This window comes from Collinsella aerofaciens (genome assembly GCF_040926405.1).
In the GTDB taxonomy this organism is placed as follows: Bacteria; Actinomycetota; Coriobacteriia; order Coriobacteriales; family Coriobacteriaceae; genus Collinsella.
In genome coordinates, this window is record NZ_JBCOIG010000006.1 from 14301 (window position 1) to 39232 (window position 24932).

Consider the following 24932-nt stretch of genomic DNA (forward strand, 5'->3'; position numbering starts at 1 on the left):
GCTCCTTATTTCTTCTTCTTAGCACCGATCTGACGCTTCGGGCCCTTGCGGGTACGAGCGTTAGTGTGGGTGCGCTGGCCGCGGACCGGGAGGCCCTTGCGGTGACGAAGGCCGCGGTTGCAGCCGATGTCCATAAGGCGCTTGACGTTCTGGTTGCGCTCACGGCGGAGGTCGCCCTCAACCATGATCTGGTTCTTATCGATATAATCGCGGATGGCGTTAACCTCATCCTCGGTGAGGTCCTTAACGCGCGTATCCACGTTAACGTTGCACTCGACGCAAATCTTCGTCGCAGTGGTGCGGCCGATGCCGTAAATGTAGGTCAGACCGATCTCAACGCGCTTCTCACGCGGGAGGTCGACACCATTAATACGGGCCAACGTAGTCTCCTCTCTTAACCCTGACGCTGCTTATGACGGGGGTTCTCGCAAATGACGAGGACCTTGCCATGGCGCCTAATGATTTTGCACTTATCGCACATCTTCTTGACCGAAGGACGTACCTTCATCGTTCTTCCTTTCGGTAGCGCTCAAACTACTTCCCTACTATCTACTCGCCCAGCCGCAGGCGTTTAAAACTATGGCTGGTCTTCACACACAATCCGACCGTAGGTTGAGCTAAGCCTGCAGTCGGAAATGGAGTGCGTGTATGCGTGCCGCTATTTGTAGCGATAGGTGATGCGGCCGCGGGTCAGGTCGTACGGGGAAAGCTCCACGACAACCCTGTCACCGGGGAGAATACGGATGTAATTCATTCGGATCTTGCCAGAAATGTTGCACAGAACCGAATGACCGTTCTCGAGCTCGACCTTAAACATGGCGTTGGGCAGCGGTTCCTTTACCGTACCCTCGAGCTCAATTGCGTCTTCCTTCTTCACAAGCAATCATCTTTCTCTAGAAAACGACAGCGATTGAGTATTCTACAACACGTATGCACGCATCGTAATAACTTCGTAATGGCTCCACAACTAAGTGGAACTTGTTACATTTCTCCGCCTTGGAGCGAACACCAAGCACCTTGGGCATCCGTGGTGAGAATCACCGGCCCGTCATTGGTAATGGCGACGGTGTTCTCGTAGTGCGCGGCGGGCAGGTGGTCGTTGGTCGTAACAATCCAACCGTCGGAGCCCGTGCTCACATGGTTGGAACCCATCGTGACCATCGGCTCGATGGCAATGACCATGCCGGCCTGGAGGCGAACGCCCCTCCCCTTCTTTCCATAGTTAGGAACGTTGGGGTCCTCGTGCATCACGCGGCCAATGCCATGGCCCACATAATCACGAAGCACGCCGTAACCGTGAGACTCGGCGAGGGACTGAACGGCATAACCGACGTCCCCGATATGGTTACCGGGAACAGCCTGCTCGATGGCAGCCTTAAGGCAATCACGCGTGACCTCGCACAAAGCCTTGGCTTCGGGCGTGGGGGTGCCGACGAAAAACGTCCAAGCGTTATCGCCGACCCAACCGTCGACAACGGCTCCCGTATCGATGGAGATGATATCGCCATCGCGCAGGATCATGTCGGGGTTGGGAATACCGTGGACCACGGCATCGTTGATCGATGCGCAAATGGTCCCCGGGAACCCGCCGTAACCCTTAAAGGCCGGGGTGCCGCCATGCATGCGGATAATCTGCTCCGCGAGCTGATCGAGCTCAAAAGTCGAAACGCCGGGACGCACCATGGCTCCAACGTGGCGGAGCGCCATCTTAGATAGCGCTCCTGCCTTCTTCATCTGCTCGATTTGCGTTGCAGACTTAATCTTGATCATAGACCGAGAGCCTCTTTGACATCCCCGTACACGGTCTCGCGAGCCTGGTCACCGTTGACCGACTTGAGCAGACCCTGGCCACGATAGTAGTCGACGAGCGGGCTCGTGGACTTCTCGTAGACGTCGAGACGGTTCTTGATGGTCTCGGGCTTGTCGTCGTCGCGCTGATACATCTCGCCTGCGCACTTGGGGCAGGTGGCATCGGCAGCGGTGCCGGTGTAACCGCAGGCGCGGCAGGTGCGACGCGAAGACAGACGATCGATAATGACCTCGGGGGCCACATCGACCAGAAGGGCACAGTCGATCTCGCGACCCATGGCGGAAAGCTCGGAATCGAGCGTCACAGCCTGGGCGGTGTTGCGCGGGAAGCCGTCGAGGATGAAGCCCTGCTGGGCGTCATCGGCGGCAAGGCGCTCCTTGACAAGGTCGATCACGAGCTGGTCGGGAACGAGCTCGCCAGCGTCCATGTACTTCTTAGCCTGAATACCAAGCTCGGTGCCACCCTTGACGGCAGCACGCAGCAGGTCGCCCGTGGAAATATGGGCGACGCCAAACTCGGCGACGAGCTCCTGTGCGACGGTGCCCTTACCGGCACCCGGAGCTCCGAGCAATACGAGGTTCATGAGCAATCCTCCTCTAGCCTATTTAAAGAATCCATCGTAATCATACATCTTGATCTGGCCTTCGAGCTTATCGACCGTGTCGAGCACGACGCCGACCATGATGAGGATGGACGTGCCGCCAAATGCCTGGATCAGATGGTTACCCGTGAAGGAGAAGATGATCGAAGGCACGATGGCGATGAGCGCCAAAAAGACAGCGCTGGGAAGCGTGATCTTGTTAAGCGCGTTCTTGATGTAGGCCGCGGTAGCCCTACCCGGACGGACGCCCGGAATAAAGCCGCCCTGCTTCTTAAGGTTATCGGCCGTGTCATCGGGGTTGAACACCATGGAGGTGTAGAAGTACGCGAAGAACACGATGAGGACAACGTTAAGCACCCAGTTGAGCCAACCGGTCGAAAGCGCGGAGGCAACTGCCTGAATCCAGCCGATGCCGGGGAAGAACACGGCAATCTGAGCCGGGAAGTACAGCAGCGCCGAAGCGAAGATGATCGGCACGACACCCGCGGTGTTGACCTTGATGGGCAGGTAGGTGGTCTGGCCACCCATCATGCGACGGCCCACGACGCGCTTGGCGTAGGAGACCGGGATGCGGCGCTGGCCGCGCTCAAGGAAAACAATCAGCGGGATAACCAGCAGAATGATGGCGCAGATGATCACCATGGTGATGATGCCACCGGCATTGCCCTCAGTGCTGGAGAAGATAGCCTGCGGCAGACCGGCCATGATGTTCGCAAAGATGATCAGCGACATGCCATTGCCAATACCGCGCTGGGTGATGAGCTCACCAATCCACATGATCAGCATGGCGCCCGCGGTGAGCGTACCGACAATCATGAGGTCGAAGATGATCTCGGGAGCGCCGGCGCCATTGAAGCTGATGCCGAAGCTCTTAAAGAGGAAGAGGTAACCCACGGAGTTGAGGATTGCCAGAGCCAAGGTGAGGTAACGCGAATACTGCGTAATCTTGGTCTGACCGACCTCGCCCTCGCGGGCAAGCTCATGCAGGGAAGGCACGACGGCCTGGAGCATCTGGAGGATGATCGAGCTGGTGATGTAAGGCATGATGCCCAGCGAAAACACCGACACATAGCTCAACGCGCCGCCAGAGAAAAGATTCAGGAGGGCCATAGCACCTGCGGCGACCGAATTGTTATCGGTCGAGAAAAGGCCCAGCATCCCCTGGAAGGGAATGCCGGGCACAGGAACGTGCGCACCAATGCGGTACACGACGAGCATAGCTATGGTAAAAAGAATCTTTTCGCGCAATTCTTTGATGCGGAAAGCATTCTTAAGACCATTTAGCACGGCAGCTCGACCTTTCCGCCGGCGGCCTCGATCTTGGCCTGCGCAGAAGCGCTGACCTTGTCGACCTTGACCGTGAACTTCTTGGTGAGCTCACCATTGCCGAGCACCTTGACGGGCTCGAACTCGCTCTTGGTGATGCGAGCGGCCTTAAGAGCGGCACCGTCGATCACAGCGCCGTCCTCGAACTTACGCTCGAGACGCTCAACGTTAACAGCGGTGTACTCGATACGACGGGGGTTACGGAAGCCCGGAAGCTTGGGCAGGCGCATAGCCAGCGGAGTCTGGCCACCCTCGAAGCCGGCACCCTTGGTGCCGCCAGAGCGGGAACCCTGGCCCTTCTGACCGCGGCCAGAAGTGGTGCCGTGACCCGAAGAATTGCCACGGCCGACGCGCTTGCGGTTCTTGGTGGAACCGGGCGCGGGAGTAAGATCGTGAAGCTGCATTTGCTACTCCTCTACAATCTCGACAAGGTGCTTGACCTTGAAGATCATGCCGCGGACGGACTCGTTGTCAGCAATCTCGCGAACCTCGCGGATCCTGTGGAGACCGAGGGCACGGACAGTACGGACCTGGTCCTGCTTGCAACCGTTGGTGCTGCGGACCTGCTTGATCTTGATGGTGTCAGCCATGCTTAGTTCTCCTTACCGACGAACATCTCGGAGACCGTCAGGCCACGGCGAGCCGCGACGTCCTCAGGGCTGGAGAGCTCCTTGAGGCCCTCGACGGCAGCCTTGATGATGTTGAGGCCGTTGTCGGTACCGAGGGACTTGGACAGGACGTTCTTGATGCCAGCAAGCTCAAAGAGGGGACGCACAGCGCCGCCGGCGATAACGCCGGTACCCTCGACAGCGGGCTTGATGATGATGCGGCCGGCACCAAAGTGGCCGAGAACCTCGTGCGGGATGGTGCCCTGCTCGGTCACCGGCACGTGGAACATGTTCTTCTTGGCATCGAGAGATGCCTTGGAGATGGCCATGGGCACCTCAGCGGACTTGCCCATGCCAACGCCGACGTTGCCCTTGCCGTCGCCAACGACGACGAGAGCGACGAGGCTCATGCGACGACCACCCTTGACGGTCTTCGACACGCGGTTGATGTAAACGACGCGCTCCTCGAACTCGGAGGCCTCGCGCTGCTGCTTCTGATTACGAGCCATGTGCTACATACCTCCTAGAACTCGAGACCGGCGGCACGAGCACCGTCGGCGAGGGCCTTGACGCGGCCATGGTAGATACGGCCACCGCGATCGAAGGCGACCTTGGTGATGCCGGCCTCGATGGCGCGCTTGCCAACGAGCTGACCGACCTTCTCCGCAGCCTCCTTGTTCGAGGTGTGGGTGCCCTTGAACTCGGCCTCGAGGGTCGAGGCAGAGACGAGCGTCAGGCTGGAGCCCTTGCTGTCGTCGATGATCTGGGCATAGATGTTGGCGTTAGTACGGGTCACGCGAAGACGCGGACGCTCGGAGGTACCCGAGACCTTGCCGCGAACACGACGCTGACGACGCTTGAGGCCTTCCAGCTTCGCCTTATGCTTGTTCATACGTAAACTCCTAAAAAGGTTGATCTTGCCAGCACCTGACGGGGTGCTGGTCTTATGCGAGTGAGTCGGTTACGACTACTTGGCGGCCTTACCCAGCTTGCGGCGGATGTGCTCGCCAACGTAGTGGATACCCTTGCCCTTGTAAGGCTCGGGAGGACGATGGCCGCGGATCTCAGCGGCAATCTGACCGACCTGCTGCTTGTTGATACCCTTGACGTTCACGTGGGTGTTGTCGGGAACCTCGAAGGTGATGTCCTCGGGAGCCTCGACGATCACGGGGTGCGAGAAGCCCAGGGAGAACTCGAGGTTCTTGCCCTTCTGCTGCACGCGGTAACCGACGCCGGCGAGCTCGAGCTTCTTCTCGAAGCCCTCGGAAACGCCAACAACCATGTTGTGGATGAGGGCGCGGGTGAGGCCGTGGCGGGCACGGGTCTCACGCTCGTCGTCGGGACGGGAAACGGTGAGGACGTTGTCCTCGACGTTGATAGCGAGCTTCTCAAAGACATCGAGCTCGAGCTGGCCCTTGGGGCCCTTGACGACAACGTTGTTGCCGTTGACTGCCACTTCGACTCCGGCGGGAATCTGGACAGGCTTATTACCGATACGAGACACGGTGATCTCCTTTCCTTCTACCTACCGAGCGAATTACCAGACGTAAGCGATGATCTCGCCGCCGACGTTGTGCTTGCGAGCATCGCGGTCGGTCATGACGCCATGGCTGGTGGAAATAATGGCGGTACCAAGGCCACCGCGGACGCGGGGCATGTCGGCAACGCCGGTGTACTTACGCAGGCCCGGCTTGGAAATGCGGCGGATGCCGTTGATGACCTTAGCCTTCTTGGGACCATACTTAAGCGTGATGTGCAGAGTCTTCTGGGGAACGGTGTCCTCGACATCGTAGCCCTCGATGTAGCCCTCCTCGTGCAGAACACGAGCGATCTCGACGAGCTTCTTGCTGCTCGGCATGGAGACCGTGGCCTTGTTCACAGAGTTAGCGTTACGGATGCGCGTAAGCATATCTGCGATCGGGTCTGTAAGGTTCATACAGATTCTCCTTCGTTCTTGATGAACACGTGCTCTTGGTTCTTCGCCGCCCTTAACGGCAAAGCCTTTTTAGCGCGTTTTCCCTGTTCCAAACTGATGCTTGAAACGCTGGTAGTGACTTACCAGCTGGCCTTCTTAACGCCGGGAAGCTCGCCCTTGAGTGCAAGCTCGCGGAAGCAGACGCGGCACAGGCCGAACTTGCGGTACACAGAGTGCGGACGGCCGCAGCGCTGGCAGCGCGTGTACTCACGAGTAGAGAACTTCTGCTTGCGATTGCACTTGACGATCATCGATGTCTTAGCCACTTATATCCTCCTCACATAGAGTATTGTTCGCCCCAAGCGCCGCCCCCTTGTGGGAACGGCGCTTATAGGGCAGGTGAACCTATTTCTTGAACGGGAAACCGAAGGCGTCCAGAAGGGCCTTGGCCTCCTCATCGGTGTTGGCGGTGGTCACGAAAGTGATGTCCATACCACGCTGGTGATCGACGGAATCGAAGTCGATCTCGGGGAAGATGAGCTGCTCGGTGACGCCCATGGAGAAGTTACCACGGCCGTCGAAGCTCTTGGCGGAAATGCCGCGGAAGTCGCGGATACGGGGGATCGCGACGGAGGTCAGACGATCGAAGAACTCCCACATACGGTCGCCACGCAGGGTAACCTTGCAGCCGATCGGCATACCAGCGCGCAGGCGGAAGGTAGCGATGGACTTACGGGCACGGGTGATCATCGGCTGCTGTCCGGTGATGGCGCGCAGGTCGCGCACGGCACCGTCGATGGCCTTGGAATCGGTAGCGGCCTCGCCGACACCCATGTTCACGACGATCTTCTCAAACTTGGGGATCATCATGACGTTCTCGTACTGGAACTTGTCCTGAAGCTGCTGCTTGACCTCGTTGTTGTACTTGGTCTTCAGACGCGGCACATACTTCTCTTCTGCCATTGTTCACTCCTTCTTGGGGTTTTAAGCACGGGGCGTGGCCACGATGGGTTGTCCTCGTGCCTCCTGGCTGCATCCGCGCCGCTCATGGCATTTTGCGGTTTGGACTCGACGCAGCAGGAGCCGACAAAACAATCGGTACTATACGCGCATCGTGAGCGTATTTCCAGAAAAACCTCGTCTGCCTGCACAACTCCACAACTCCCCCGCACAAATGGGTCCCAACAAGCAGTTGCGGTGAAATAGGGACTGTTGGGCGGCCTAACAGGCTTAAACAATCCGTATTTCACCGCAACTTATTGGTGGGGATGCGATTAGCGCTTGCGGGGGACGAGCTTGGTGCGGCGCAGGTGGATCATCTCGGCGGCGATGGAGATGGCGATCTCCTCGGGGTCCTCGGCCTCGATGGCAACGCCGATCGGAAGGTGCAGCTCGCCGATCTGGTCCTGCGTAAAGCCTTCCTGCTCCAGGCGGGCACGCACAAAGGCCGTCTTGCGGCGCGAGCCCAGACAGCCCAGGTAGGCAGGCTTGGCGCGCATGGCCTGAATCACCACGTCGATATCGGACTTGTGACCCGCCGTGGCGACGACCACCAGGTCGCGCGGACCGATGGGGCACAGCTCGCTCAGGTTCTTGTAATCGACCAAGCGACGATCGTAGACACCGGGCACCCAATCGGGGGTCAGCGTGCCGGGGCGGTCGTCGCACGCCACGACGGCAAAGCCCGCCGCCGTGAGCACCCGCGCCGTCGCGGCGCCCACGTGGCCGCAGCCAAAGATATAGGTCAGGCCCTCGGGGCAGAGCGTCTCGATGTGCGCCGCGGGAATTTCGGAGGCGGCGTTGGTGTAGGTGACCTTACTCCCCTCCTCCACCAGCGAAAGCTCGGGGCAGCCGGCAATGGTATGGCGCGATGCCTCGCCATGGTACTCGACCACATCGCCCTCCAGGGCCTGAATGACAAACGGTTCAAAGTCGATGACGAAGTCGCCGATACGTCGATACGTCAAGACGTCGGCAATTTCCTGGAACAACGGTGCCTGGATCGCATCCAGATGCAGATAGCACAGGCAGATGGCTCCGCCGCAGATCATACCGGTATCGGAGTTCTCGCCGCCCATGGTGTAGCGGACCAGACGCGATTGCCCCGCGGCCAGCAGCTCTCGCGCCTCGTCCAGCGCAAAAAGCTCGATCTTGCCGCCGCCGATGGTGCCCGCCTGGCTACCGTCGGCAAAGACGGCCATCCAGGCGCCCACGCCGCGCGGCGACGACCCCGCCGTGCCGGCCACGACCACGAGCTCGCACGTCTCGCCAGCACGCAGGGCGACAAGCGCCGCATTCACAGCATCGAGCTTTTCCATTGCCGCCTTCTATCCTCTAAAGATATCGGTAAGCATAGCGAGTGCCTCGAGCACGCCGCCGCCGACCGACGTCGCCTTGTCCGAAATGTAGTTGATATAGCTGGCATCGCCGCGCGGATCGACATCGGCGCATTTAAAGCCCTCAGTCACCTGCACGCCGTTCGCCAAAAGCCCGCGCAGACAGCCATCGATCTGCGTGCACATGGGCGAATCGCCCGCGTAGCCAATCACGTCTCCGGCGCTCACGATGTCGCCGATCGCGCGGTCGGACCGAAACACGCCGGCGGCGGGGCTGTGGATAACGCGCTCTCTGCCATAGCCAGCGATAATGCCCGGCACGCCCGTGTTGGGTTGGGGCGAACCCTGGGTAATGACACGGCCCAGGAAATGCCCGCGCATGGTCTCGACCACGGCGTCGCAATCGACCGGCGCGGTAAAGCCCGGCCCCACGGCGATGACGGTAGGCGCCATGTCGCGCGTGGTGCCCAGGTTGCGCTTGGCCAGAATCGCGTCGACCACAGCCGCGGGTTTAAGCTCATCGAGCATCTTGGCCTGAGGGTCCACCACGACGGCAACATCCCCCGCTTGGGTAATCTCGAGCGCCTCTGCCGGCGTCTGCGCCAAGCGAGCGCGAATGCCCTCGACCTGGACCTCGCCCAGGCGAATAGCCTCGCAAAAACTGATTGTGCGGCGGATGCACGTGGGAACCGCGATATCGGCCATAACGACCGACACGCCGGCGCGCACCAAGCGAGCGGCGACACCCGTGGCGATATCGCCGGCGCCGCGAACATAAACGAGCATTCCCGGGGCACCTCCCTGTGCTACGGTTTGAGCAGAGCAAAAGCGGTTCGACCGCTACTCTGATGATTATTTATTATCACAGTATTATACGGCGGTGAACAGATGGAAACGGTTAGCGGCAATCTTGCCTCGGCGCTCAGGATCGAGCCGGGCATTACCGCGATTATCGGCAGCGGCGGCAAGTCGACGTTGCTCAAAACGCTGGGTCTTGAGCTCATGCGCGCTGGCGGCCGCGTGCTCCTCTGCACCACCACGCATATGCTTCCCGTTGCCGGCGTGCCATGGGACGGGTCGAATCGTCGCCTGGACGCCGCGCCTTGGAAGCCAGGTGCCCCACACGCCCCAGGCTGCACCTGCGAGGCCTGCGCGGGGCTTGCACGCGGAGGCATCTGCCAGGCAGGCATCTTGGACCCGGAGACAGGCAAGCTCTCCGCCCCCGCCGAGCCACTCGGCGAGCTGGCACAGCGCTTTGACTATGTGTTGGCCGAGGCAGACGGTAGCAAGCGACTCCCGCTCAAGGCGCATGCCGCCTGGGAGCCGGTAATTCCCGCCGCCACGGCAAACGTTGTCTGGGTCGTCGGCGCCTCGGGACTGGGCAAACCCGTCGCCGAGGTTGTCCACCGCCCCGAGCTCTTTTGCGAGCGTTGCGGCTGCGAGCTCACCGACACTGCCACCCCAGAGCGCGTCGCCCAGGTGCTCAATGCCGAGCTGCGGATGCTGAACCTCAACAATGCCCGCATCATGCTCAACCAAGTCGACACGCTCAGCGACCCCACGATGGCCGACCGCTTCGAGGCAGCTCTCGACCACCCCGTCGTCGCCAGCAGCCTCAAGTAGCCGGCCCCATCTCCTCAGTTGCGGTGAAATACGGACTGTTTGGCCGCCCGACGGCCGCAAACAGTCCGTATTTCACCGCAACTGAGGAGGGGACACGGCATCTTTGCTGCTAGCGGGGGACGTAGCGGCCGGGTTGGGCTCCAGTGGGCTCGCCGTCGCGTGCCACCAGCACGCCGTTCACAAACACGACCTTGGCGCGGCCATGTGCCTCAAAGCCCTCGAGCGGCGTGTAGTCCACGGCCTGATGCTGCGTCGCGGCGCTGATCGTCCAACGCGCGCAAGGATCCCACACGCACACGTCGGCATCGGCACCCTCGGCAAGACAGCCCTTGCGCGGGTACATGCCAAACACGCGCGCCGGGTTCTCGCTCATCAAGCGGCAGAGGTCCTCGGGTCCCAGCTGTCCCTCAAAGCTCGTGGCAATCGCGACGGGACGATGCTCCACGCCGGGCCCGCCGTTGGGAATCGCGCGGAAATCGTCGCGCCCGCGGTCCTTTTGCCCGTGCAGGTTAAAGCTGCAATGATCGGTCGCAATCGTATCGATCTCGCCGGCCACAAGCGCCTCGCGCAGTGCCGCACGGTCACCGGCATGGCGCAGCGGCGGGCTCATCACGTACTTGGCGCCCGCAAAGCCGTCCTCGCCCTGCTCCAGATAGCAGGTGTCGTCAAGCATCAGATATTGGGGGCAGGTCTCGACATAGATATTCTTCTGCCCGCGCGCTTTGGCAGCACGAATGGCCCCGAGCCCCAACTTGGTCGAAAGGTGCACCACGTTGACCGGGGCGTCGCCGGCCAGGTGCGCCAGATACAGCAGGCGGCTCACGGCTTCGGCCTCACACACGTCCGGGCGGCTGAGCGCATGCCCCTCGGGCCCATGAATCCCCTGCTCGTACACGCGCTTCTGCAGCTCATTCACCAGCGTACCGTTCTCGCAATGCACGCACAGTATGCCGCCAATACGCTTGAGCTCCTCGAGCACCTCGAGCGTCTCGGCATCGTCCAAGCGAAGGTGGTCATAGGCAAAGTAGGTCTTGAACGACGACACGCCCGCCTCGCGCATGGCCGAAAGATCGGCGCGGTTGCGCTCATTCCACTCGGCGAGTGCCATATGAAAAGCGTAGTTGGCCGTACAGGTTCCGTCGGCGCGGCGATGCCACTCGGCCAAGGCATCGGGCATGGTCACGCCGCGATCGGCCGTCGCGTAGTCCACAATGGTCGTCGTGCCGCCGCAGGCAGCCGCGCGCGTGCCGGTCTCAAAGCTATCGGCTGTCCAATCCATGCCAGTCCAGCACTGCATGTGCGTGTGGCCGTCGATAAAGCCGGGAAACACCCAGCAGCCCGCGGCGTCCTCGACGGTATCGTCGGCGCCCGGCTCAATCGCTGCGGCGATCCGCACGATCTTATCGCCCTCCATGGCAAGATCGGCGCGGCGAAGCCCCTGGGGCGTCACGAGCGCGCCGTTTTTGATGATGATCATGTTGCTCCTTATTGATTAATACAGTTGGCCACGCGATCAAAATACGAGCAGGCGGCAATATGCTCCGTTATGCGTCGCTGTCCCTTGACGGTATCGACGTCCCACAGCTCGTAGGCACGCGCCTCGACCAGCACCACGTCGGTGCGACCTTTGAGAATCGAGCCCCCGCCGTCCTTGCCCTCAAGACACATAAGTGCATCGAACAGTTCCGCCGGAAAGAGCACCGGGCTCGAAGGCTCACCGTTACACGCAAGACGCACCGGATGTTTGCGGCCACGCTCGTCAAATGCACGAACCATAGCCTCAAAAGAATCCGAACTCACGAGCGGCTGGTCGCCCGGTAAAAAGAGGCAACCTTTCCAGTTGCGTTCGACTCCCCACGAAAGGCCCGCACGGACGCTTTCGCTGCGCAGCTCGCCATCGTGCAGCACGCACGGGCAATGCTTGTCCTCGCAAATCTGGGCGACCTCGGGCCAACGCGTCGAAACCACAACGTCAAAGCCCCGGGGAACCGAATCGATGGTCCGGGCAATCAGCGGCTCGCCATAGATATCGGCGAGCATCTTGTTGGAGCCAAACCGCTTGGCCTCGCCCGAAGCCATAATGACGCATCCAAGTTTCATGGTGATACCTCCCCTGAAACCATCGTACCCATAACTCGCGCTGCGGGCATCCACATCGAAAGCGCTTATCCCGCACGCCCGCGATGCAAAATAGGGGCACCCCGCCAGTTGGCAGAGCGCCCCCTTTACATGGCTTACCTCAGCCCGGCTTTAGGCCTGGAGCCAACGGGCGGTGTTGCGCTCGTCGAGGGCCTTGAGGGTAGCGGCGGGATCGGCAACCTTCTGCAGGAACATCATGGCAGCGATGGCGTACGGCTTGTAGCTGGCCTCCTTGTACATGCCCACGCGGTGCATGTCGAAGACGTCGGCGTTAACCTCGCCGTGCTCGCAGGAGACACCGGAGATGTCGGCGGGCAGCGGGTGCATAAAGATGGTGTCCTGGCCGTTGGCAGTCTTCTCCATGAGCTCGGTCGTGGAGCACCAGTCCTGATGGGTGGCGTTCTGGGCGAGCAGCTCCTTCTCGAGCGCTGCGATGCCGGCGTCGTCGCCCTCGGCGTACAGGTTGGTACGCTTCTCCATGGCGGCAAACGGAGCCCAGCTCTTGGGAATCACGATGTCGGCGCCCTCGAAGGCCTCGGCCATGGTGTTGACCTGCTTAAAGGTGGTGCCGGACTCGGCGGCATAGCCCTTGGCGCGCTCGACGACCTCGGGCATGAGGTCGTAGCCCTCGGGGTGAGCCAGGGTGACGTCCATGCCAAAGCGGGGCAGCAGGCTGATCAGCGACTGCGGGCAGGACAGCGGCTTGCCGTAAGAGGGCGAATAGGCCCAGGTGACGGCAACCTTCTTGCCCTTGAGGTTCTCGAGGCCACCAAACTCGTTGATGAGGTAGAGCATGTCGGCAGAGGACTGCGTGGGGTGGTCGGAATCGGACTGCAGGGAGATGAGCGTGGGACGATGATCCAGAACGCCGTCCTCGTAGGCCTGCTGGACAGACTCGGAGACCTCGGCCATGTAGGCGTCTCCCTTGCCGATGTACATGTCGTCGCGGATGCCGATGACGTCGGCCATGAAGGAAATCATGGTAGCGGTCTCGCGGACGGTCTCGCCGTGAGCGATCTGGGACTTCTTCTCGTCCAGGTCCTGCAGCTCAAGGCCGAGCAGGTTGGCGGCCTTAGAGAAGGAGAACCGCGTACGGGTGGAGTTGTCGCGGAACAGAGAGACGGCCAGACCCGAGTCGAAGATCTTGGACGAGACGTTGTTCTCGCGCAGCTCGCGCAGGGCGTCGGCGACGATGTAGAGCGCCTTGAGCTCATCGGTGGTCTTGTCCCAGGTGTGCAGGAAGTCGCTGCCGTACATACCCTTAAAATCGAGGCCGTTCAGCTGCTCGACGAGCTCGGTAAACTTGGCGTCCATGTAAATGTCCTTTCTAAAGATGAAACGATCGCAATGAGTAGATGTGCTCCGGCATGCGCGTGTGGCTAGAACATGCAGAGCGTTATGACGAGGACCCGCTACCGTTGAGGAAGCATGGGAGATAACGACCGCGGGCCCCAAGTCAATAGAAGGCGCCGGGGGCATAAACTGTCCCCGGCTCAACAAGATCGAGGAATGGGACTAGTCGATCTTGTTGTTGGTCAGACCGGCGCGGAACACGGTGGCATCGCCATCGGCCTGACTCGGATCGTAGAGGTTCAGGGCAGCCACATACATGGCGGCAGCGGTGACCAGGTCGTCCTTGTAGGTGACCTCGTTGGGAGCGTGAGCCTGAGACTCGGCACCCGGGCCAAAGCCCACGCAGGGGATGCCGTAGCGGCCCTGGATGGAAACGCAGTTCGTGGAGAAGGTCCACTTGTCGCACAGCGGGCGACCGGTGCGCTTGTCCATGCTGGGCTCGCAGCCGATGCGCTCGTCACCGAACATGGCCTTGTGGGCGTCGACGAGGGCCTTGACGTGCGGAGCGGTCTCCTTGTTGATCCACGTGGGGAAGTAAGCCTCGGTCTCGTAGACCTCGCCGGTCCAGGACGGACGGTCGTACATGTACATGGAGACCTTCACGTCGTCGCCGTACTTCTTGGCGGCCGGCAGGTTGCGGATCTCGTCCAGGCAGGACTCCCAGGTCTCGCCGGCGGTCATGCGACGGTCGATGGAGATGGCGCAGGAATCGGCCACGGCGCAGCGACTGGGGCTGGTGTAGAAGATCTGGCTGACGGTGCAGGTGCCGCGGCCCAGGAAGCGGGCATCCTCGTAGTGCTCGGGGTTGTATTTGGGGTCGAGCATCTTGACGAGGCCCTTGATGTCGGTCGACTCGTCGCAGCCGTTGTTGTTGAGGGCGCGGACGTCGGCGATGATGTCGGCCATCTTGTAGATGGCGTTGTCGCCGCGGTCGGGAGCAGAGCCGTGGCAGGAGGTGCCGTGAACGTCGACGCGGATCTCCATGCGGCCGCGGTGACCGCGATAGATGCCGCCGTCGGTGGGCTCGGTGGAAATGACGAACTCGGGCTTAATGCCGTCCTTGTTGTAGATGTACTGCCAGCACATGCCGTCGCAGTCCTCTTCCTGGACGGTGCCGACGACCATGATCTTGTAACCCTCGGGGATGAGGCCCATGTCCTTCATCATCTTGGCAGCGTAGGTAGCGGAAGCCATGCCGCCCTCCTGGTCAGAGCCGCCGCGGCCGTAGATGATCTCGTCGGTCTCGTAGCCCTCATAGGGATCGGCGTCCCAGTTCTCAATGTTGCCGATGCCGACGGTGTCGATGTGGGAGTCGATGGCGATAATCTTGTCGCCCTCGCCCATAAAGCCCATGACGTTGCCCAGGCCGTCGACCTTGACCTCGTCATAGCCAAGGCTCTCCATCTCGGCCTTGATGCAGGCAACAACCTCACCCTCCTCGCAGGACTCAGAGGGATGGCTAATCATTGCGCGAAGAAAACGCGTCATATCAGCACGGTGGGACTCAGCAGCAGCCTTGATAGCGTCGAAATCGAGTTCTTTAGCCATTGTTCATAACCTTTCAAACGAAGGAATCTACCTGTGAGGTGGCGGAGCGATACCTATTTACTCCGCCCCAACGATTAGCAAGTGGGATATTCGCCTTCCCAAACAATGCGGCGATACTGGTCGGGATCGGTGTCGCCCTCGGTGGAGAAGCAGAGCACGGAGCTCGTCTTGTCCAGGCCGATGAGCTCCTTGAGCTCGGCGTACTCGGGATCGAGCATGAGGGTCTCGACCAGGCCGGTGGTCACAGCGCCGGACTCGCCGGAGATGACGCGCGGGTCGCCCTTCTCGGGGGCGCCTAGGGTGCGCATGCCGCGAGCGGTGACCCAGTCGGGGCAGGACACGAAGGCGGTAGCGTGGTTGCGCAGGATATCCCAGCCCAGGATATTGGGCTCGCCACAGCACAGGCCGGCCATGATGGAGGGCATGTCGCCGTCCACGATGCGCGGGTCGCCGTCGCCGGCGGCAGCGCCCTTGTACAGGCAGGCGGCCGGAGCGCACTCGACCACGACGAAGGTGGGCGGGTTATCGGGATACAGGTTGGTGAAGTAGCCCACCACGGCGCCGGCGAGCGAACCCACGCCAGCCTGGACAAACACGTGCGTCGGGCGGTTGATGGCCATCTCGCGCAGCTGCTCGGCAGCCTCGGAAGCCATGGTGCCGTAACCCTCCATGATCCAGGACGGGATCTTCTCGTAGCCCTCCCAGGCGGTGTCCTGAACGATGACGCCGCGCTCGCAGGCGTCGGCCTCGGCGGCGGCCATGCGCACGCACTCGTCGTAGTTGACCTCTTCGATGGTCACCGTGGCGCCCTCGGCGGCGATGTTATCGAAGCGGGGCTTGGTGGAACCCTTGGGCATGTGCACGACGGCCTTCTGGCCGAGCCTGTTGGCAGCCCATGCCACGCCGCGGCCATGGTTGCCGTCGGTGGCGGTAAAGAAGGTGGCCTGGCCAAAGTCCTTGGCAAGCTGATCGGAGGTCAGGTAATCGAAGGTGCACTCGGCAACGTCCTTGCCGGTCTCGTCGGCAATGTAGTTGGCCATGGCAAACGAGCCGCCCAGGACCTTAAAGGCGTTGAGGCCAAAGCGATAGCTCTCGTCCTTAACGCACAGGTTGGACAGGCCCAGGCGCGCGGCCTGGCCGTCCAGGCGGGCAAGCGGAGTGACGGTGTACTGGGGGAACGACTGGTGGAAGGCACGGGCCTTCTTCACGTGGTCGAGGCTCATGATTCCCAAGTGCTTGTCATCGCTCTTGGGCATCGTGTTGCCCGCCCACTGGATCTTATCGGCCATACGGTGAACTCCTTAAGTCCTCTCTTGCCGGCCCCCGCATACGCGTTTCAGCCCATTCCCATTCATGCGACTGAACTTTTATGTGGATGCCAAACAAAAAGTTTGTTAGCACTGTTCTATCACACTTTTTGATTGGCAAACCTAACAAATTGTTTGTTGCCGTAATCGGTACCTTTTCGCCGACGAACGGTTACATAACGCAGCAACGCTTTCGTTATTTGCGAACAGGTGTGGTTTATGGCAAAGTATGCCCAAACTAATTTTTAGGAAGGCACCCATGACCCCGTCACAGATTGAGTTTTACAAGCGCCTCGCACACGGTCTGGCGCTCCAGTTTGGCCCCAACTGCGAAGTCGTCGTCCACGATCTGGAGACCGAGGACGTGGACCACTCCATCGTAGTGATCGAAAACGGCCACGTCAGCGGGCGCAAACTGGGTGACGGTCCCAGCCATATTGTGCTTGAGTCCATGCACGATGGCACCACCGACGTGCACGACCGCGAGCCATACCTCACCAAAACCGCCGATGGCAAGCTGCTCAAGTCCTCTACCATCTTTATCCGCAACGACGAGGGCAAGCCCGTCGGCATTTTGGGCATCAACTTTGACATTACGCTTATGAAGGCTTTTGAGCGTTCGCTCGATGCCTTTACCGGCACCGGCGGCACGGGCTATACCGAGCCCGAGCCCATTACCAAGAACATCGGCGACCTGCTCGAGGACCTGCTGCACGAGTGCGAGCAGTTTGTGGGCAAGCCCGCGGCACTCATGACCAAAGACGAGCGCATTCGTGCCATTGGCTACCTCGACCGTCGCGGTGCCTTCCTCATTTCCAAGTCGAGCGAGCGCGCCTGCGAGTTCTTTGGCATCTCCAAGTACAGCTTCTATAGCTACCTCAATGAGGCCAAGGCGGCGGCCGGCGACAAGTAAGCGCTCGCCTGGATTGCCCCTCCCCTTTTGGGCGCGAGTTCTGGAAAGCACGAATCCAAGACCGAGCAGCTTGGGAAGTTCCATATAATCGATGTCATTAGTATTTCGAAAGGATGGAACAGAATGGCGTTGAGCAAGGCATCATGCACCGGTCGCGGATTGATTCCGGCAATTGGTGGACATGTGCACCGCATGTTCGATGAGGGTAAAGACGACCTGTTTTCGCTGAGCCTTGACGACGTGATGGATGATCGCCCGTGGACCGCCGACGAACTCATGGGCGGCGGGGCTCGCCCGTCAAGCCCCAATCCCGCACTTGCACCTAAGTCCGCATCTGCGCCGACTCCTGCGCAGTCGCCTGTTTCGACGCCCGCGCCTACGCCCGCACCCACTTCGGCGCCCACGACCGCTCCCCGCCCCGCAAGCGACCCGTCCGAGACGGCGGCATTTCTCGCTGCGGCGACGCAGGGCAAATCGGCCGACAGCACCGTTATGTACAGCGCCCAGCAGTTGCCCGTTCCTGCGGCACGCAAGCCTCCGGTCACACGGCTCGATGAGCCCGTTGCCCATCAGGTTGGCCATGATTCCTGGGCTGCAACCGATCTGGATGAGACCTCTACCGGCATGCCGGCGCTCGATGTTCCAGTTAACCCGCTTTTTGCCGCCAACACGAGCGCCGCGGACTATGAGGGCGGTGCGGCATATTCCGATTATTCCGATGGCTATGCTGGCACCGGTCGCATCGAGACCGAGGATTATGGCACCGCATCGAGCGATTATCTCAACGATCAGTACGCTGCCACGCCTGCACCGGAATATGGCCCGGAGGCCGCGTCCGCGCCGGCATATACCAAAAGCACGGGCGAAGAGCGCTTCGCCGATTATTACGCCGAGGAAAAGGCGCTGCGTTTCTCGGAATTTCCGCAGGCAGTCAAGGTTGCCTTTATCGCCATTATCATTGCCCTGCTCGGCGTCATTGCGTTTGAGGGATTCCAGCTGTTCCGCGGCCCCACCCAAGCGGAGTCGGAGACCCAGCAAAAAGAGGACGATAACCAGTACCTGGACATCAACACCCTCAAGGGCGATCCCAACGACGGAGACGACGAATAACAAATGCCAAAAATTGAGGGTCGTAGACCAGATCAACCCCGTGCGCTCATTGCCGCACGGGGTTGATCTTTGTCCGCGCGTGCTGATAGACTCCATCGTGCCCGCAAGCAGCGGGCGCGTTTTATCCAGAGTCGGGGTAGAGAGTTGGCTCCACGATCCCGACGCCAACCGGCCAAGAGGCACGGTGGCCCTGCCAACATCGATGAAAGGAGTCCGTATGGACAATTTCTCTGTGCGCAGTGAGCGCAACTTCCACAACCTAGCCGCCAAGCCAAAACGAATGCATCTTCTGGACAAGCCGAACGGCTATGCCTCGGCCATGGTCAAGAGCAGTCTCCCCCACCAGATGCGCTTTACCGTGCAGGCGCTCGAGAAAGAGCTCTACACCGCCGGCGACCCGCACGTACTGCAGATCAAGCTGCTTGGAGACGACTCGCGCGAGCTGTCTAGCTGGAAGCTGTTTGCCGACGGCACGTGCGTCGCAAGCGGTTCGGGTGACTTTGCCCGCGAGTGCTTCTGCGAGGGAGCTGAGGTGTTTCTGGACCTGTGTCGCGACGCCGTCGAGACTGCCGAGCTGTGCCAGTGGAGCGAGAGGGAGTACGCGCTGTTGGGTGCCGCGCGCGGGATTGCGGGGGGGTGTAGGAACAGAAGCCTCATGACGGTGGCCTCAGCTGGAATGACGTATCGCTCGATAAATGATCTCAACAACGTAGCCGATGCGCCGCATTTCACCTCAAAGGCATTGAGCGATCAGGAGGCGTCCAGCATTTCTTTGATATCCCCAATTGATTGTTCCGAGAAAGTCTCTTCATGTCCTTATAATCGCCCTTACGAGAAACGTGGACGAGACAGGCGTCCATATGCCGTCTCTAAACTAACGAGCCGTTCGCGGAAAGAACATCTGGCTAGCATGGGCCAAAGATATACTGGTATCGCTGCAACAATTATGGAAGATCGGCACCACCAATGACCTCCTTGAAATTCTCCAGGCGCTTCGCGCTTAGCCTGCTCGCCTCGCTGTCCGCCACCGTAGCGCTTGCTTTGCCCTCAACCGCCCTAGCCGCGTCGGACCCGAACCCGCCCAGCATCTCCAACGTGACGATATCCGCGACGACAGTCACGGCCGGCTCCACGCTGCATGTCGGCTATAGCGTCGATGACCCTGACGGGGTACGGTCCGTCACGCCCATAGTCGAAGTCCTTGTCGAAAACGATACCGGAGACCATGGAATCAGTTCCCGTCTCGCCTTCTCGTCGACCGGCAACACGACCGCGGGCTTCGATATCTCCACCTCCCCGAGCGACCGGCCCTGCAGGTACCGGATCATCGGCCTCGGCGTGACCGATAGTCTTGGATGGGTTACCGATGTCTACGACACGACGTATGCCGAGGAGAAGGGGCTCGACTGTCCGACCTTCACCACCGACCCCCTCGAGTATGAGGTGACCGAGGGACCCGAGGACCAAAACCCGCCGACCGTGTCCTCCGTGTCGCTCTCGAGCAGGGAGGTCGCAACCGGTGCCGACTTCCACATCTCTTGGACCGTCTCCGATGCCGACGGCGTTCGCTCCGTTTCCCCCATACTGCGGCAGGGCTGGGAGAATTCGGACGACGGCTGCTCTGTTTCGTCAGCCTATTATCACGGAGGCTCGTCTATCGACGGGTTTGACCTCACATTCGACAGCAATAGGATCGGAAGGCACAGGCTGATCGGCCTTTCGGTCACCGATGGCCTAGGGTTCGAGACCGATGTGTACGAGAGTTCCTACGCCAGGGCCAACGGCATTTCGGGCGCGACTTTCTCGGTTGGCGACCCGAGCGAGCTGTGCTTCGAGGTGACCGGCAGCGCGATCGACCGGAACCCGCCCACGGTCTCGAACGTTTCCATCTCCGCGAAGAGGGTCCCCGTCGGCGGGATCCTCCGTATCTATTGCAATGTAGGCGACGCGGACGGCGTAAGGTCTGTCTCCCCGATCCTCGGCGACCCCGGCTATGTCGAGGACCCGAACTCTTTAAAGACCCGCAAAACGTTGAGCTGCAGCTACGATGCGGCAAGGGGCTATATCGAAATCGAGTTCCCCACGTCGCTCTCGATGGGCTCGTTTGAAATCCAAGCCCTCGCGGTCCTCGACAAGACGGGCCACGAGACCTTCGTCTACAGCTCCGCCTACGCCGAGCGTAACGGCAAGACCGGCGTTCAGACCTTTGATGTCGACGACGCGGGGGACGTCACCTTCGACGTGACCGCTCCGCTGTATGCCGCCACCAAGGGCGACGGGCAGGCGTATGCAAAGGACGGCGAGGCCGGTCTGACCTTCCGCTTCAGCGGTCCTCTCGATGAGTTCACGCGTCTCCTCGTGGACGGAACTGAGGTCTCCGCCGAGAACTACACCGCAACCAGGGGCAGCACGATTATCGAGCTCAGGCCGTCCTACCTGGACACGCTCGCCGGCGGCGGACACACCGTCACGGCCGTCTGGAAGGACGGGACGGCGACCGATGCGTCCTTCACCGTGGAGGGGAAGGCCCAAGGGGAGCAGGCGGGCGGAAAGACCGACGTAGATTCACCCGGCGACAACAAAAGTGATCCTGCCACTCCTGAAAAGGACGCCGACGAGGCGGCTACAAAAAAGTCGGGACGCACGACAGCCGATGAACCAAAGCTCGCTGCAACCGGCGACTCCACTTGGATGGCCAGCATCGCATTGGCCATGGCGGCCACGGCCTGCTTCACGGCAGCGAGAAGGCTTGAGCCCAAGCAGCATAGGCACGAACAGTAGCTCAAAGCGAACTCAACTGGGAAGGGCAGATGGATAGCCGTCCTTCTCTTATAATCAACCCAATCCGCTGAAATGCAATCAGTTAACGAGTTTCGCCAGACGCTCGGCCTCTACCCCGCTCTAGCAAGCCACCAGGCGATGAGATAATGCCCACGACTATCAACGTAAGCAAGGAGCGCGCTATGGCAGACAACGAGACCAAACCCTCGGCGAACGACGGCCGAGAGGAGCTCGTGGCAAAACAGCTCGCATCGACCAAAATCCACCTCGCGCTCACTCAGAAGCGGGTGGACGTCTCCGGCGCCATCAAGCTACCGCTCGAGCGAATTCCCCAACTCGGCGTGGCGTTCGCCTCGCTCCGCTCGATGTTTCGCACCGTCACCAACACGGTGAGTGTGCCCACGCTGCTCCAGGCGACTGACAAATATGGTAGCCCGCTCGATCCGTCGAAACTCAACACGTTCAAGGACGGCAGCGGTCTCACAGGGGGCTACCGCGACGCCGCCAAGGGCCTTGGGCAGGCGCGCTTCCACGTAGTCGAGGGCGACATCGCCACGAGCGTCACGCAGGTGCCTTACGATCCAACATCGCTATTCATGGCAGCCGCAATCGCGCAGATAAACCAAAAGCTCGACTCCATCCAGGAGTCCGTCGACGAAATGTTCGAGTACATGCGTCAGCGCGACAAGGCCAACATGCGTGGCAACCTCAAGACGCTCGCAGACATCCTCAACGGTTACGGCCTCAACTACGGCAACGCCACCTACATGGCAAACGCCCATATGAAGGTGCTCGACATCAAGCAGTCGTCCGCGCAGGACATGGAACTCTTCCGCTCGCAGGCACAGGCGGATCTGAAAAAGAAAGGGTTCATCGAGGTGCGAGACGGCTTGGGCAGACGCCTCGACAAGGTGCTCGACTACCTCAAAGACTGCCAGCTCGCCACCTACATCCACGCGTTCTCGCTGTTCCTCGAACCCATGCTCGCCCAGAACTTCGAGCCCGCAAAGCTCGCGGACGCCACTGCGAAAATCGAGGCTGATTCGATCGCGTACCGCGAGCTCTACACCGACTGCTACAACGCACTCGAAGCGGGGGCTGTCGACACCGTCGATGCGGCACTGCTGGGCGGTATCGCGTCCGCGGGCAAATTGCTCGGTCACGCCATCGCAAAGACCCCCGTGGGCGACCATACACTCATCGACGAGGCGCTCGAAGGCGCAGGAGAGAGCATCGGAAAGTTCAACGACAAGCAATCCGAGAAACTCCTCGAAAAGCTCCATCAGGCAAAGACGCCCGACGTCACGCCGTTCAAGCAGAGCGTAAAGGAGATCGACACCCTCTACAACCGCCCCGCGCAGATCGCCGTGGACGCCGAGAACGTCTACATCTTGCCTGCCAAGCAGCAGGAAGAGTAACGATACGCGACAGGCACGCGCCATGCAGACAGCTAACGCCCCTACCTTCCCGCCGCCTTCAGCTTCAGCAGCAGGTCGCCCAGCTCGGGGCACTTGCTAGAAAGGCGCGTCTGAGCTCGCTCGCCCATCCCCCACCGCTGGCGGACTTCCTGGGCGCGCGGGCTCACGCGGTAGTCCCCGTCCATCACCTGCTTGAGCAGCTTGGCGGTCACGCGCGCATCGGCAAGGGCGCTGTGGGCGTGACCCGTCGGCTCGTCGAACTCGATGCCAAGCCACGTCGCCGCGTCACTCAAAGAGACGCACCCGTGGCTGCCCACGTCCATGATCGAGGTGTAAAACGCCTGCAGGTCGGCCCAGTCCGTAGGAAATGCGGAAAGATCAATGTGCTTTGCCTGGCACTCGGTCAAAAGCTGTCGACGATCCGCCCCGCTCCAGCAAACTATCTGGGCGGAGTAGCGACCGATCCAATCGCAGAGCCTTTTGATCACCACGTAGAGCGGATCGGCCATCGCGGTGTCCACGGCCGATATCCCCGTAAGCTCGCGGACAGGGAACGCAACGCCTTCGGTAAATTCCGTCTGCACACACTGCGAAAACTCGCCCATAACGTTGCCGTGATAGTCGAGCTTGACGGCGCCGACCTCGATAATCTCGTTGCGCAGCCCACGGCGCTGGCGCTGCTTTGGCACCGGCGCAAACTCAAAGTCCAGCACAATCTGGCACGCAAAGTTCGTCGTATCGATAGCCGAGATACACGGCGTCTTTTCAGCTGACACGGTTAGGGCCTTTCTCCGTTGCTTGCCGCTTGTTACATAAGCGGCTACATTGCCGTAAGGATAGGTGGCCGCGCGGACATGAAAGCTGGGCGCAATACCATGCGCCAGGCACACGCCATGCAGACGGCCCCAAGAGAGTTGCCCGCTCTATTCAAATGCATGAAAAAGATTTAGGCCCGGTGACTTGAATCAGCGGTCATCCCGGGCCCATCAGAGCTCGTAGAGCTCTTGGTTGCTTTGGTCTCGCTCTTCACGGCGCTTATCGAACTTTCCGAGGCACTCAAGCAGCATTCGAAGCATAACAAGTCGCTGCCATTAAGGCACTGACCTCTTGACCAAGCAACGGCGCTGCCCAGCTATCACCCTTGGGCTGCCGTCAACTTTATTCTATCCGCGAGCATCTGGTTTACCAAATGGATTTTCGGTAAAGGAAGCACGGCACGCCCGCAAAACCACTACGCCCCAAGTGCCGCCATGGGAATCACCGCCACGCCGTCGTCGCGTGTGTAGGCAATGCTCCCCTTTCCAACCACGACCGCCAAAAACGCCGGCGCGGCATTCTGGGCGGCAGGATTGGAGAGCACTTTCCTCTCCAGCGCCTTGAGATTTCTCGCTCCATCGTCTGCTTTCGCATCACTCAGCTTGACCTCGATGGCTCCCCAGCGCCCGTCGTGCTCAACGATCAGATCGACCTCAAGGCCCTTCTCATCTCGGAAATAATGGACACTGTTGTCGACACCGCCGTAGGTGGAAAGGAACACGCGCACGTCGCGCAGGACGAGATTCTCAAAGAGCATCCCCAGCGTTTGCATATCGCCAAGCAGCCGCTCAGGGGTAGCCCCCAGCAACGCCGCCGCAAGTGACGGGTCACAGAAGTAGCGCTTGGGGCGCACGCGAACGCGGGCCTTCGAGCGCATGGGCGGCTCCCATCCGCACAGGTCCTCGGTCAGCTTGAGCCTGTTGAAGAGGTCCAAGTACGCAGCGATGGTCCTCTCGTCGGGGCCCGCCTCACCGTACGAGGCGTCCTTTACGAGCGTCTTGTACGTGACAGCCTGGCTCTCGTTCATGGCAAGAGCTCGCAAAAGGCCGTGTGCAAGCTCGGGCGACATGCCCTCGTCCAGCACGTTGACGTCGAGCACCGAGTGCACGTACTGGCTTGCCGTCTCTCGCGCAAGATCTTCCGAAAGCCCAAGATTTGCAGGCCAACCGCCCCTGCAGCACCAGCGGGCGACGTCATCCACCGTGCTCTCGCGACGCTGAGGGGCAAAATCCTCGCCCTTAAAGAGGCTTGCCAGTGACACGAGCGGCTCGCCGTCGCCCGACTCACACAGGGCCATGGGGCGCATTGACAGACGGGCGATCCTACCC

Annotated in this window: 29 protein-coding genes and 1 riboswitch; of the genes, 6 read left to right on the plus strand and 23 right to left on the minus strand. The window is 60.7% G+C overall.

What is annotated here, in order from left to right; all coding sequences use genetic code 11:
* Positions 1–5: 5 nt before the first annotated feature.
* The 16 genes from rpsM to yqeB form a co-directional block, all read right to left on the minus strand.
* Complete coding sequence (gene rpsM, locus AB5758_RS03575; RefSeq protein WP_022094275.1) at positions 6–380, minus strand: 30S ribosomal protein S13; 375 nt, start codon at positions 378–380, stop codon at positions 6–8.
* 14 nt (positions 381–394) lie between these two features.
* Positions 395–508, minus strand: coding sequence for a 50S ribosomal protein L36 (gene rpmJ / locus AB5758_RS03580; protein WP_006363204.1), 114 nt, complete (start codon positions 506–508; stop codon positions 395–397).
* A 150-nt stretch (positions 509–658) separates the two neighbouring features.
* A complete protein-coding gene (gene infA / locus AB5758_RS03585; protein ID WP_035137443.1) occupies positions 659–877 on the minus strand; it encodes a translation initiation factor IF-1 in 219 nt (72 codons plus the stop codon).
* A gap of 104 nt (positions 878–981) precedes the next feature.
* On the minus strand, positions 982–1770 hold the full coding sequence (gene map / locus AB5758_RS03590) for a type I methionyl aminopeptidase (RefSeq protein ID WP_006235270.1): 789 nt from the start codon (positions 1768–1770) through the stop codon (positions 982–984).
* On the minus strand, positions 1767–2393 hold the full coding sequence (locus AB5758_RS03595; protein ID WP_055252238.1) for an adenylate kinase: 627 nt from the start codon (positions 2391–2393) through the stop codon (positions 1767–1769). Before AB5758_RS03595 ends, map begins: the two co-directional genes overlap by 4 nt.
* Before the next feature lie 18 nt (positions 2394–2411).
* The gene (secY, locus tag AB5758_RS03600; RefSeq protein WP_035137447.1) at positions 2412–3698 is read right to left on the minus strand and encodes a preprotein translocase subunit SecY; all 1287 of its coding nucleotides are present in this window, start codon (positions 3696–3698) and stop codon (positions 2412–2414) included.
* Positions 3692–4141, minus strand: coding sequence for a 50S ribosomal protein L15 (gene rplO, locus AB5758_RS03605; RefSeq protein ID WP_006235267.1), 450 nt, complete (start codon positions 4139–4141; stop codon positions 3692–3694). The genes secY and rplO overlap by 7 nt, the downstream gene beginning before the upstream one ends.
* 3 nt (positions 4142–4144) lie before the next feature.
* Positions 4145–4327 (minus strand): 50S ribosomal protein L30, encoded by a 183-nt coding sequence (gene rpmD, locus AB5758_RS03610; RefSeq protein ID WP_006235266.1) that lies wholly within the window; start codon positions 4325–4327, stop codon positions 4145–4147.
* 2 nt (positions 4328–4329) lie between these two features.
* Positions 4330–4854, minus strand: a complete 525-nt coding sequence (gene rpsE, locus AB5758_RS03615) for a 30S ribosomal protein S5 (protein ID WP_006235265.1) — start codon at positions 4852–4854, stop codon at positions 4330–4332.
* 14 nt (positions 4855–4868) lie between these two features.
* A complete protein-coding gene (gene rplR, locus AB5758_RS03620) occupies positions 4869–5237 on the minus strand; it encodes a 50S ribosomal protein L18 (protein WP_006235264.1) in 369 nt (122 codons plus the stop codon).
* Positions 5238–5312: 75 nt separating this feature from the next.
* A complete protein-coding gene (gene rplF / locus AB5758_RS03625; RefSeq protein ID WP_368152493.1) occupies positions 5313–5849 on the minus strand; it encodes a 50S ribosomal protein L6 in 537 nt (178 codons plus the stop codon).
* Between the two features lie 33 nt (positions 5850–5882).
* A complete protein-coding gene (gene rpsH, locus AB5758_RS03630; protein ID WP_006235262.1) occupies positions 5883–6281 on the minus strand; it encodes a 30S ribosomal protein S8 in 399 nt (132 codons plus the stop codon).
* A 119-nt stretch (positions 6282–6400) separates the two neighbouring features.
* A complete protein-coding gene (locus AB5758_RS03635; protein ID WP_022094280.1) occupies positions 6401–6586 on the minus strand; it encodes a type Z 30S ribosomal protein S14 in 186 nt (61 codons plus the stop codon).
* Positions 6587–6665: 79 nt separating this feature from the next.
* On the minus strand, positions 6666–7223 hold the full coding sequence (gene rplE, locus AB5758_RS03640) for a 50S ribosomal protein L5 (protein ID WP_006235260.1): 558 nt from the start codon (positions 7221–7223) through the stop codon (positions 6666–6668).
* A gap of 311 nt (positions 7224–7534) precedes the next feature.
* A complete protein-coding gene (locus AB5758_RS03645; protein WP_346964938.1) occupies positions 7535–8578 on the minus strand; it encodes an XdhC family protein in 1044 nt (347 codons plus the stop codon).
* Positions 8579–8587: 9 nt separating this feature from the next.
* Positions 8588–9382, minus strand: coding sequence for a selenium-dependent molybdenum cofactor biosynthesis protein YqeB (gene yqeB / locus AB5758_RS03650; RefSeq protein WP_196025270.1), 795 nt, complete (start codon positions 9380–9382; stop codon positions 8588–8590).
* Between the two features lie 102 nt (positions 9383–9484).
* Here yqeB and yqeC point away from each other — a divergent pair, with 102 nt between their 5' ends.
* Positions 9485–10219, plus strand: a complete 735-nt coding sequence (yqeC, locus tag AB5758_RS03655; protein ID WP_196025271.1) for a selenium cofactor biosynthesis protein YqeC — start codon at positions 9485–9487, stop codon at positions 10217–10219.
* A 109-nt stretch (positions 10220–10328) separates the two neighbouring features.
* Here yqeC and hydA read toward each other — a convergent pair whose 3' ends face one another.
* The 5 genes from hydA to dpaL all read right to left on the minus strand — a co-directional run bounded on the left by hydA (position 10329) and on the right by dpaL (position 16548).
* The gene (gene hydA / locus AB5758_RS03660) at positions 10329–11696 is read right to left on the minus strand and encodes a dihydropyrimidinase (protein WP_368141251.1); all 1368 of its coding nucleotides are present in this window, start codon (positions 11694–11696) and stop codon (positions 10329–10331) included.
* A gap of 8 nt (positions 11697–11704) precedes the next feature.
* Positions 11705–12319 (minus strand): nucleotidyltransferase family protein, encoded by a 615-nt coding sequence (locus AB5758_RS03665; RefSeq protein WP_195246772.1) that lies wholly within the window; start codon positions 12317–12319, stop codon positions 11705–11707.
* A 150-nt stretch (positions 12320–12469) separates the two neighbouring features.
* Positions 12470–13672 carry a knotted carbamoyltransferase YgeW gene (ygeW, locus tag AB5758_RS03670; protein WP_055287465.1) on the minus strand — a complete coding sequence of 401 codons (1203 nt, stop codon included), beginning with the start codon at positions 13670–13672 and terminating at the stop codon, positions 12470–12472.
* A gap of 201 nt (positions 13673–13873) precedes the next feature.
* Complete coding sequence (locus tag AB5758_RS03675) at positions 13874–15259, minus strand: YgeY family selenium metabolism-linked hydrolase (protein WP_195246774.1); 1386 nt, start codon at positions 15257–15259, stop codon at positions 13874–13876.
* Between the two features lie 74 nt (positions 15260–15333).
* Complete coding sequence (dpaL, locus tag AB5758_RS03680; RefSeq protein WP_138113034.1) at positions 15334–16548, minus strand: diaminopropionate ammonia-lyase; 1215 nt, start codon at positions 16546–16548, stop codon at positions 15334–15336.
* 247 nt (positions 16549–16795) lie between these two features.
* On the opposite strand from dpaL, the gene AB5758_RS03685 reads away from it, so the two are divergent.
* The 5 genes from AB5758_RS03685 (at position 16796) to AB5758_RS03705 (ending at position 22788) form a co-directional block, all read left to right on the plus strand.
* The gene (locus AB5758_RS03685; RefSeq protein WP_368155375.1) at positions 16796–17479 is read left to right on the plus strand and encodes a helix-turn-helix transcriptional regulator; all 684 of its coding nucleotides are present in this window, start codon (positions 16796–16798) and stop codon (positions 17477–17479) included.
* 123 nt (positions 17480–17602) lie between these two features.
* On the plus strand, positions 17603–18589 hold the full coding sequence (locus AB5758_RS03690) for a hypothetical protein (RefSeq protein ID WP_368141253.1): 987 nt from the start codon (positions 17603–17605) through the stop codon (positions 18587–18589).
* Positions 18590–18707: 118 nt separating this feature from the next.
* Positions 18708–18798, plus strand: a riboswitch (SAM riboswitch).
* 8 nt (positions 18799–18806) lie between these two features.
* Complete coding sequence (locus AB5758_RS03695) at positions 18807–19559, plus strand: hypothetical protein (protein ID WP_196025276.1); 753 nt, start codon at positions 18807–18809, stop codon at positions 19557–19559.
* A complete protein-coding gene (locus tag AB5758_RS03700) occupies positions 19556–21370 on the plus strand; it encodes a hypothetical protein (RefSeq protein WP_196025277.1) in 1815 nt (604 codons plus the stop codon). The genes AB5758_RS03695 and AB5758_RS03700 overlap by 4 nt, the downstream gene beginning before the upstream one ends.
* A 182-nt stretch (positions 21371–21552) precedes the next feature.
* Positions 21553–22788: a hypothetical protein gene (locus AB5758_RS03705; protein ID WP_196025278.1), complete on the plus strand. Its 1236-nt coding sequence runs from the start codon at positions 21553–21555 to the stop codon at positions 22786–22788.
* Positions 22789–22829: 41 nt separating this feature from the next.
* Here AB5758_RS03705 and AB5758_RS03710 read toward each other — a convergent pair whose 3' ends face one another.
* A complete protein-coding gene (locus AB5758_RS03710; protein WP_346976721.1) occupies positions 22830–23564 on the minus strand; it encodes a 3'-5' exonuclease in 735 nt (244 codons plus the stop codon).
* 455 nt (positions 23565–24019) lie between these two features.
* The coding region (locus tag AB5758_RS03715) for an ATP-binding protein (protein WP_368155377.1) at positions 24020–24932 on the minus strand (913 nt) is incomplete at its 5' end.

Coding starts and splice junctions, on each gene's coding strand:
- rpmJ (WP_006363204.1), bottom strand. CDS start 508: ATGAAGGTACGTCCTTCGGTCAAGAAGATGTGCGATAAGTGCAAAATC.
- map (WP_006235270.1), bottom strand. CDS start 1,770: ATGATCAAGATTAAGTCTGCAACGCAAATCGAGCAGATGAAGAAGGCA.
- AB5758_RS03595 (WP_055252238.1), bottom strand. CDS start 2,393: ATGAACCTCGTATTGCTCGGAGCTCCGGGTGCCGGTAAGGGCACCGTC.
- rplO (WP_006235267.1), bottom strand. CDS start 4,141: ATGCAGCTTCACGATCTTACTCCCGCGCCCGGTTCCACCAAGAACCGC.
- rpmD (WP_006235266.1), bottom strand. CDS start 4,327: ATGGCTGACACCATCAAGATCAAGCAGGTCCGCAGCACCAACGGTTGC.
- rpsE (WP_006235265.1), bottom strand. CDS start 4,854: ATGGCTCGTAATCAGAAGCAGCAGCGCGAGGCCTCCGAGTTCGAGGAG.
- rplR (WP_006235264.1), bottom strand. CDS start 5,237: ATGAACAAGCATAAGGCGAAGCTGGAAGGCCTCAAGCGTCGTCAGCGT.
- rpsH (WP_006235262.1), bottom strand. CDS start 6,281: ATGAACCTTACAGACCCGATCGCAGATATGCTTACGCGCATCCGTAAC.
- rplE (WP_006235260.1), bottom strand. CDS start 7,223: ATGGCAGAAGAGAAGTATGTGCCGCGTCTGAAGACCAAGTACAACAAC.
- AB5758_RS03645 (WP_346964938.1), bottom strand. CDS start 8,578: ATGGAAAAGCTCGATGCTGTGAATGCGGCGCTTGTCGCCCTGCGTGCT.
- yqeB (WP_196025270.1), bottom strand. CDS start 9,382: ATGCTCGTTTATGTTCGCGGCGCCGGCGATATCGCCACGGGTGTCGCC.
- yqeC (WP_196025271.1), top strand. CDS start 9,485: ATGGAAACGGTTAGCGGCAATCTTGCCTCGGCGCTCAGGATCGAGCCG.
- hydA (WP_368141251.1), bottom strand. CDS start 11,696: ATGATCATCATCAAAAACGGCGCGCTCGTGACGCCCCAGGGGCTTCGC.
- AB5758_RS03665 (WP_195246772.1), bottom strand. CDS start 12,319: ATGAAACTTGGATGCGTCATTATGGCTTCGGGCGAGGCCAAGCGGTTT.
- ygeW (WP_055287465.1), bottom strand. CDS start 13,672: ATGGACGCCAAGTTTACCGAGCTCGTCGAGCAGCTGAACGGCCTCGAT.
- AB5758_RS03675 (WP_195246774.1), bottom strand. CDS start 15,259: ATGGCTAAAGAACTCGATTTCGACGCTATCAAGGCTGCTGCTGAGTCC.
- dpaL (WP_138113034.1), bottom strand. CDS start 16,548: ATGGCCGATAAGATCCAGTGGGCGGGCAACACGATGCCCAAGAGCGAT.
- AB5758_RS03685 (WP_368155375.1), top strand. CDS start 16,796: ATGCCCAAACTAATTTTTAGGAAGGCACCCATGACCCCGTCACAGATT.
- AB5758_RS03690 (WP_368141253.1), top strand. CDS start 17,603: ATGGCGTTGAGCAAGGCATCATGCACCGGTCGCGGATTGATTCCGGCA.
- AB5758_RS03695 (WP_196025276.1), top strand. CDS start 18,807: ATGGACAATTTCTCTGTGCGCAGTGAGCGCAACTTCCACAACCTAGCC.
- AB5758_RS03700 (WP_196025277.1), top strand. CDS start 19,556: ATGACCTCCTTGAAATTCTCCAGGCGCTTCGCGCTTAGCCTGCTCGCC.
- AB5758_RS03705 (WP_196025278.1), top strand. CDS start 21,553: ATGGCAGACAACGAGACCAAACCCTCGGCGAACGACGGCCGAGAGGAG.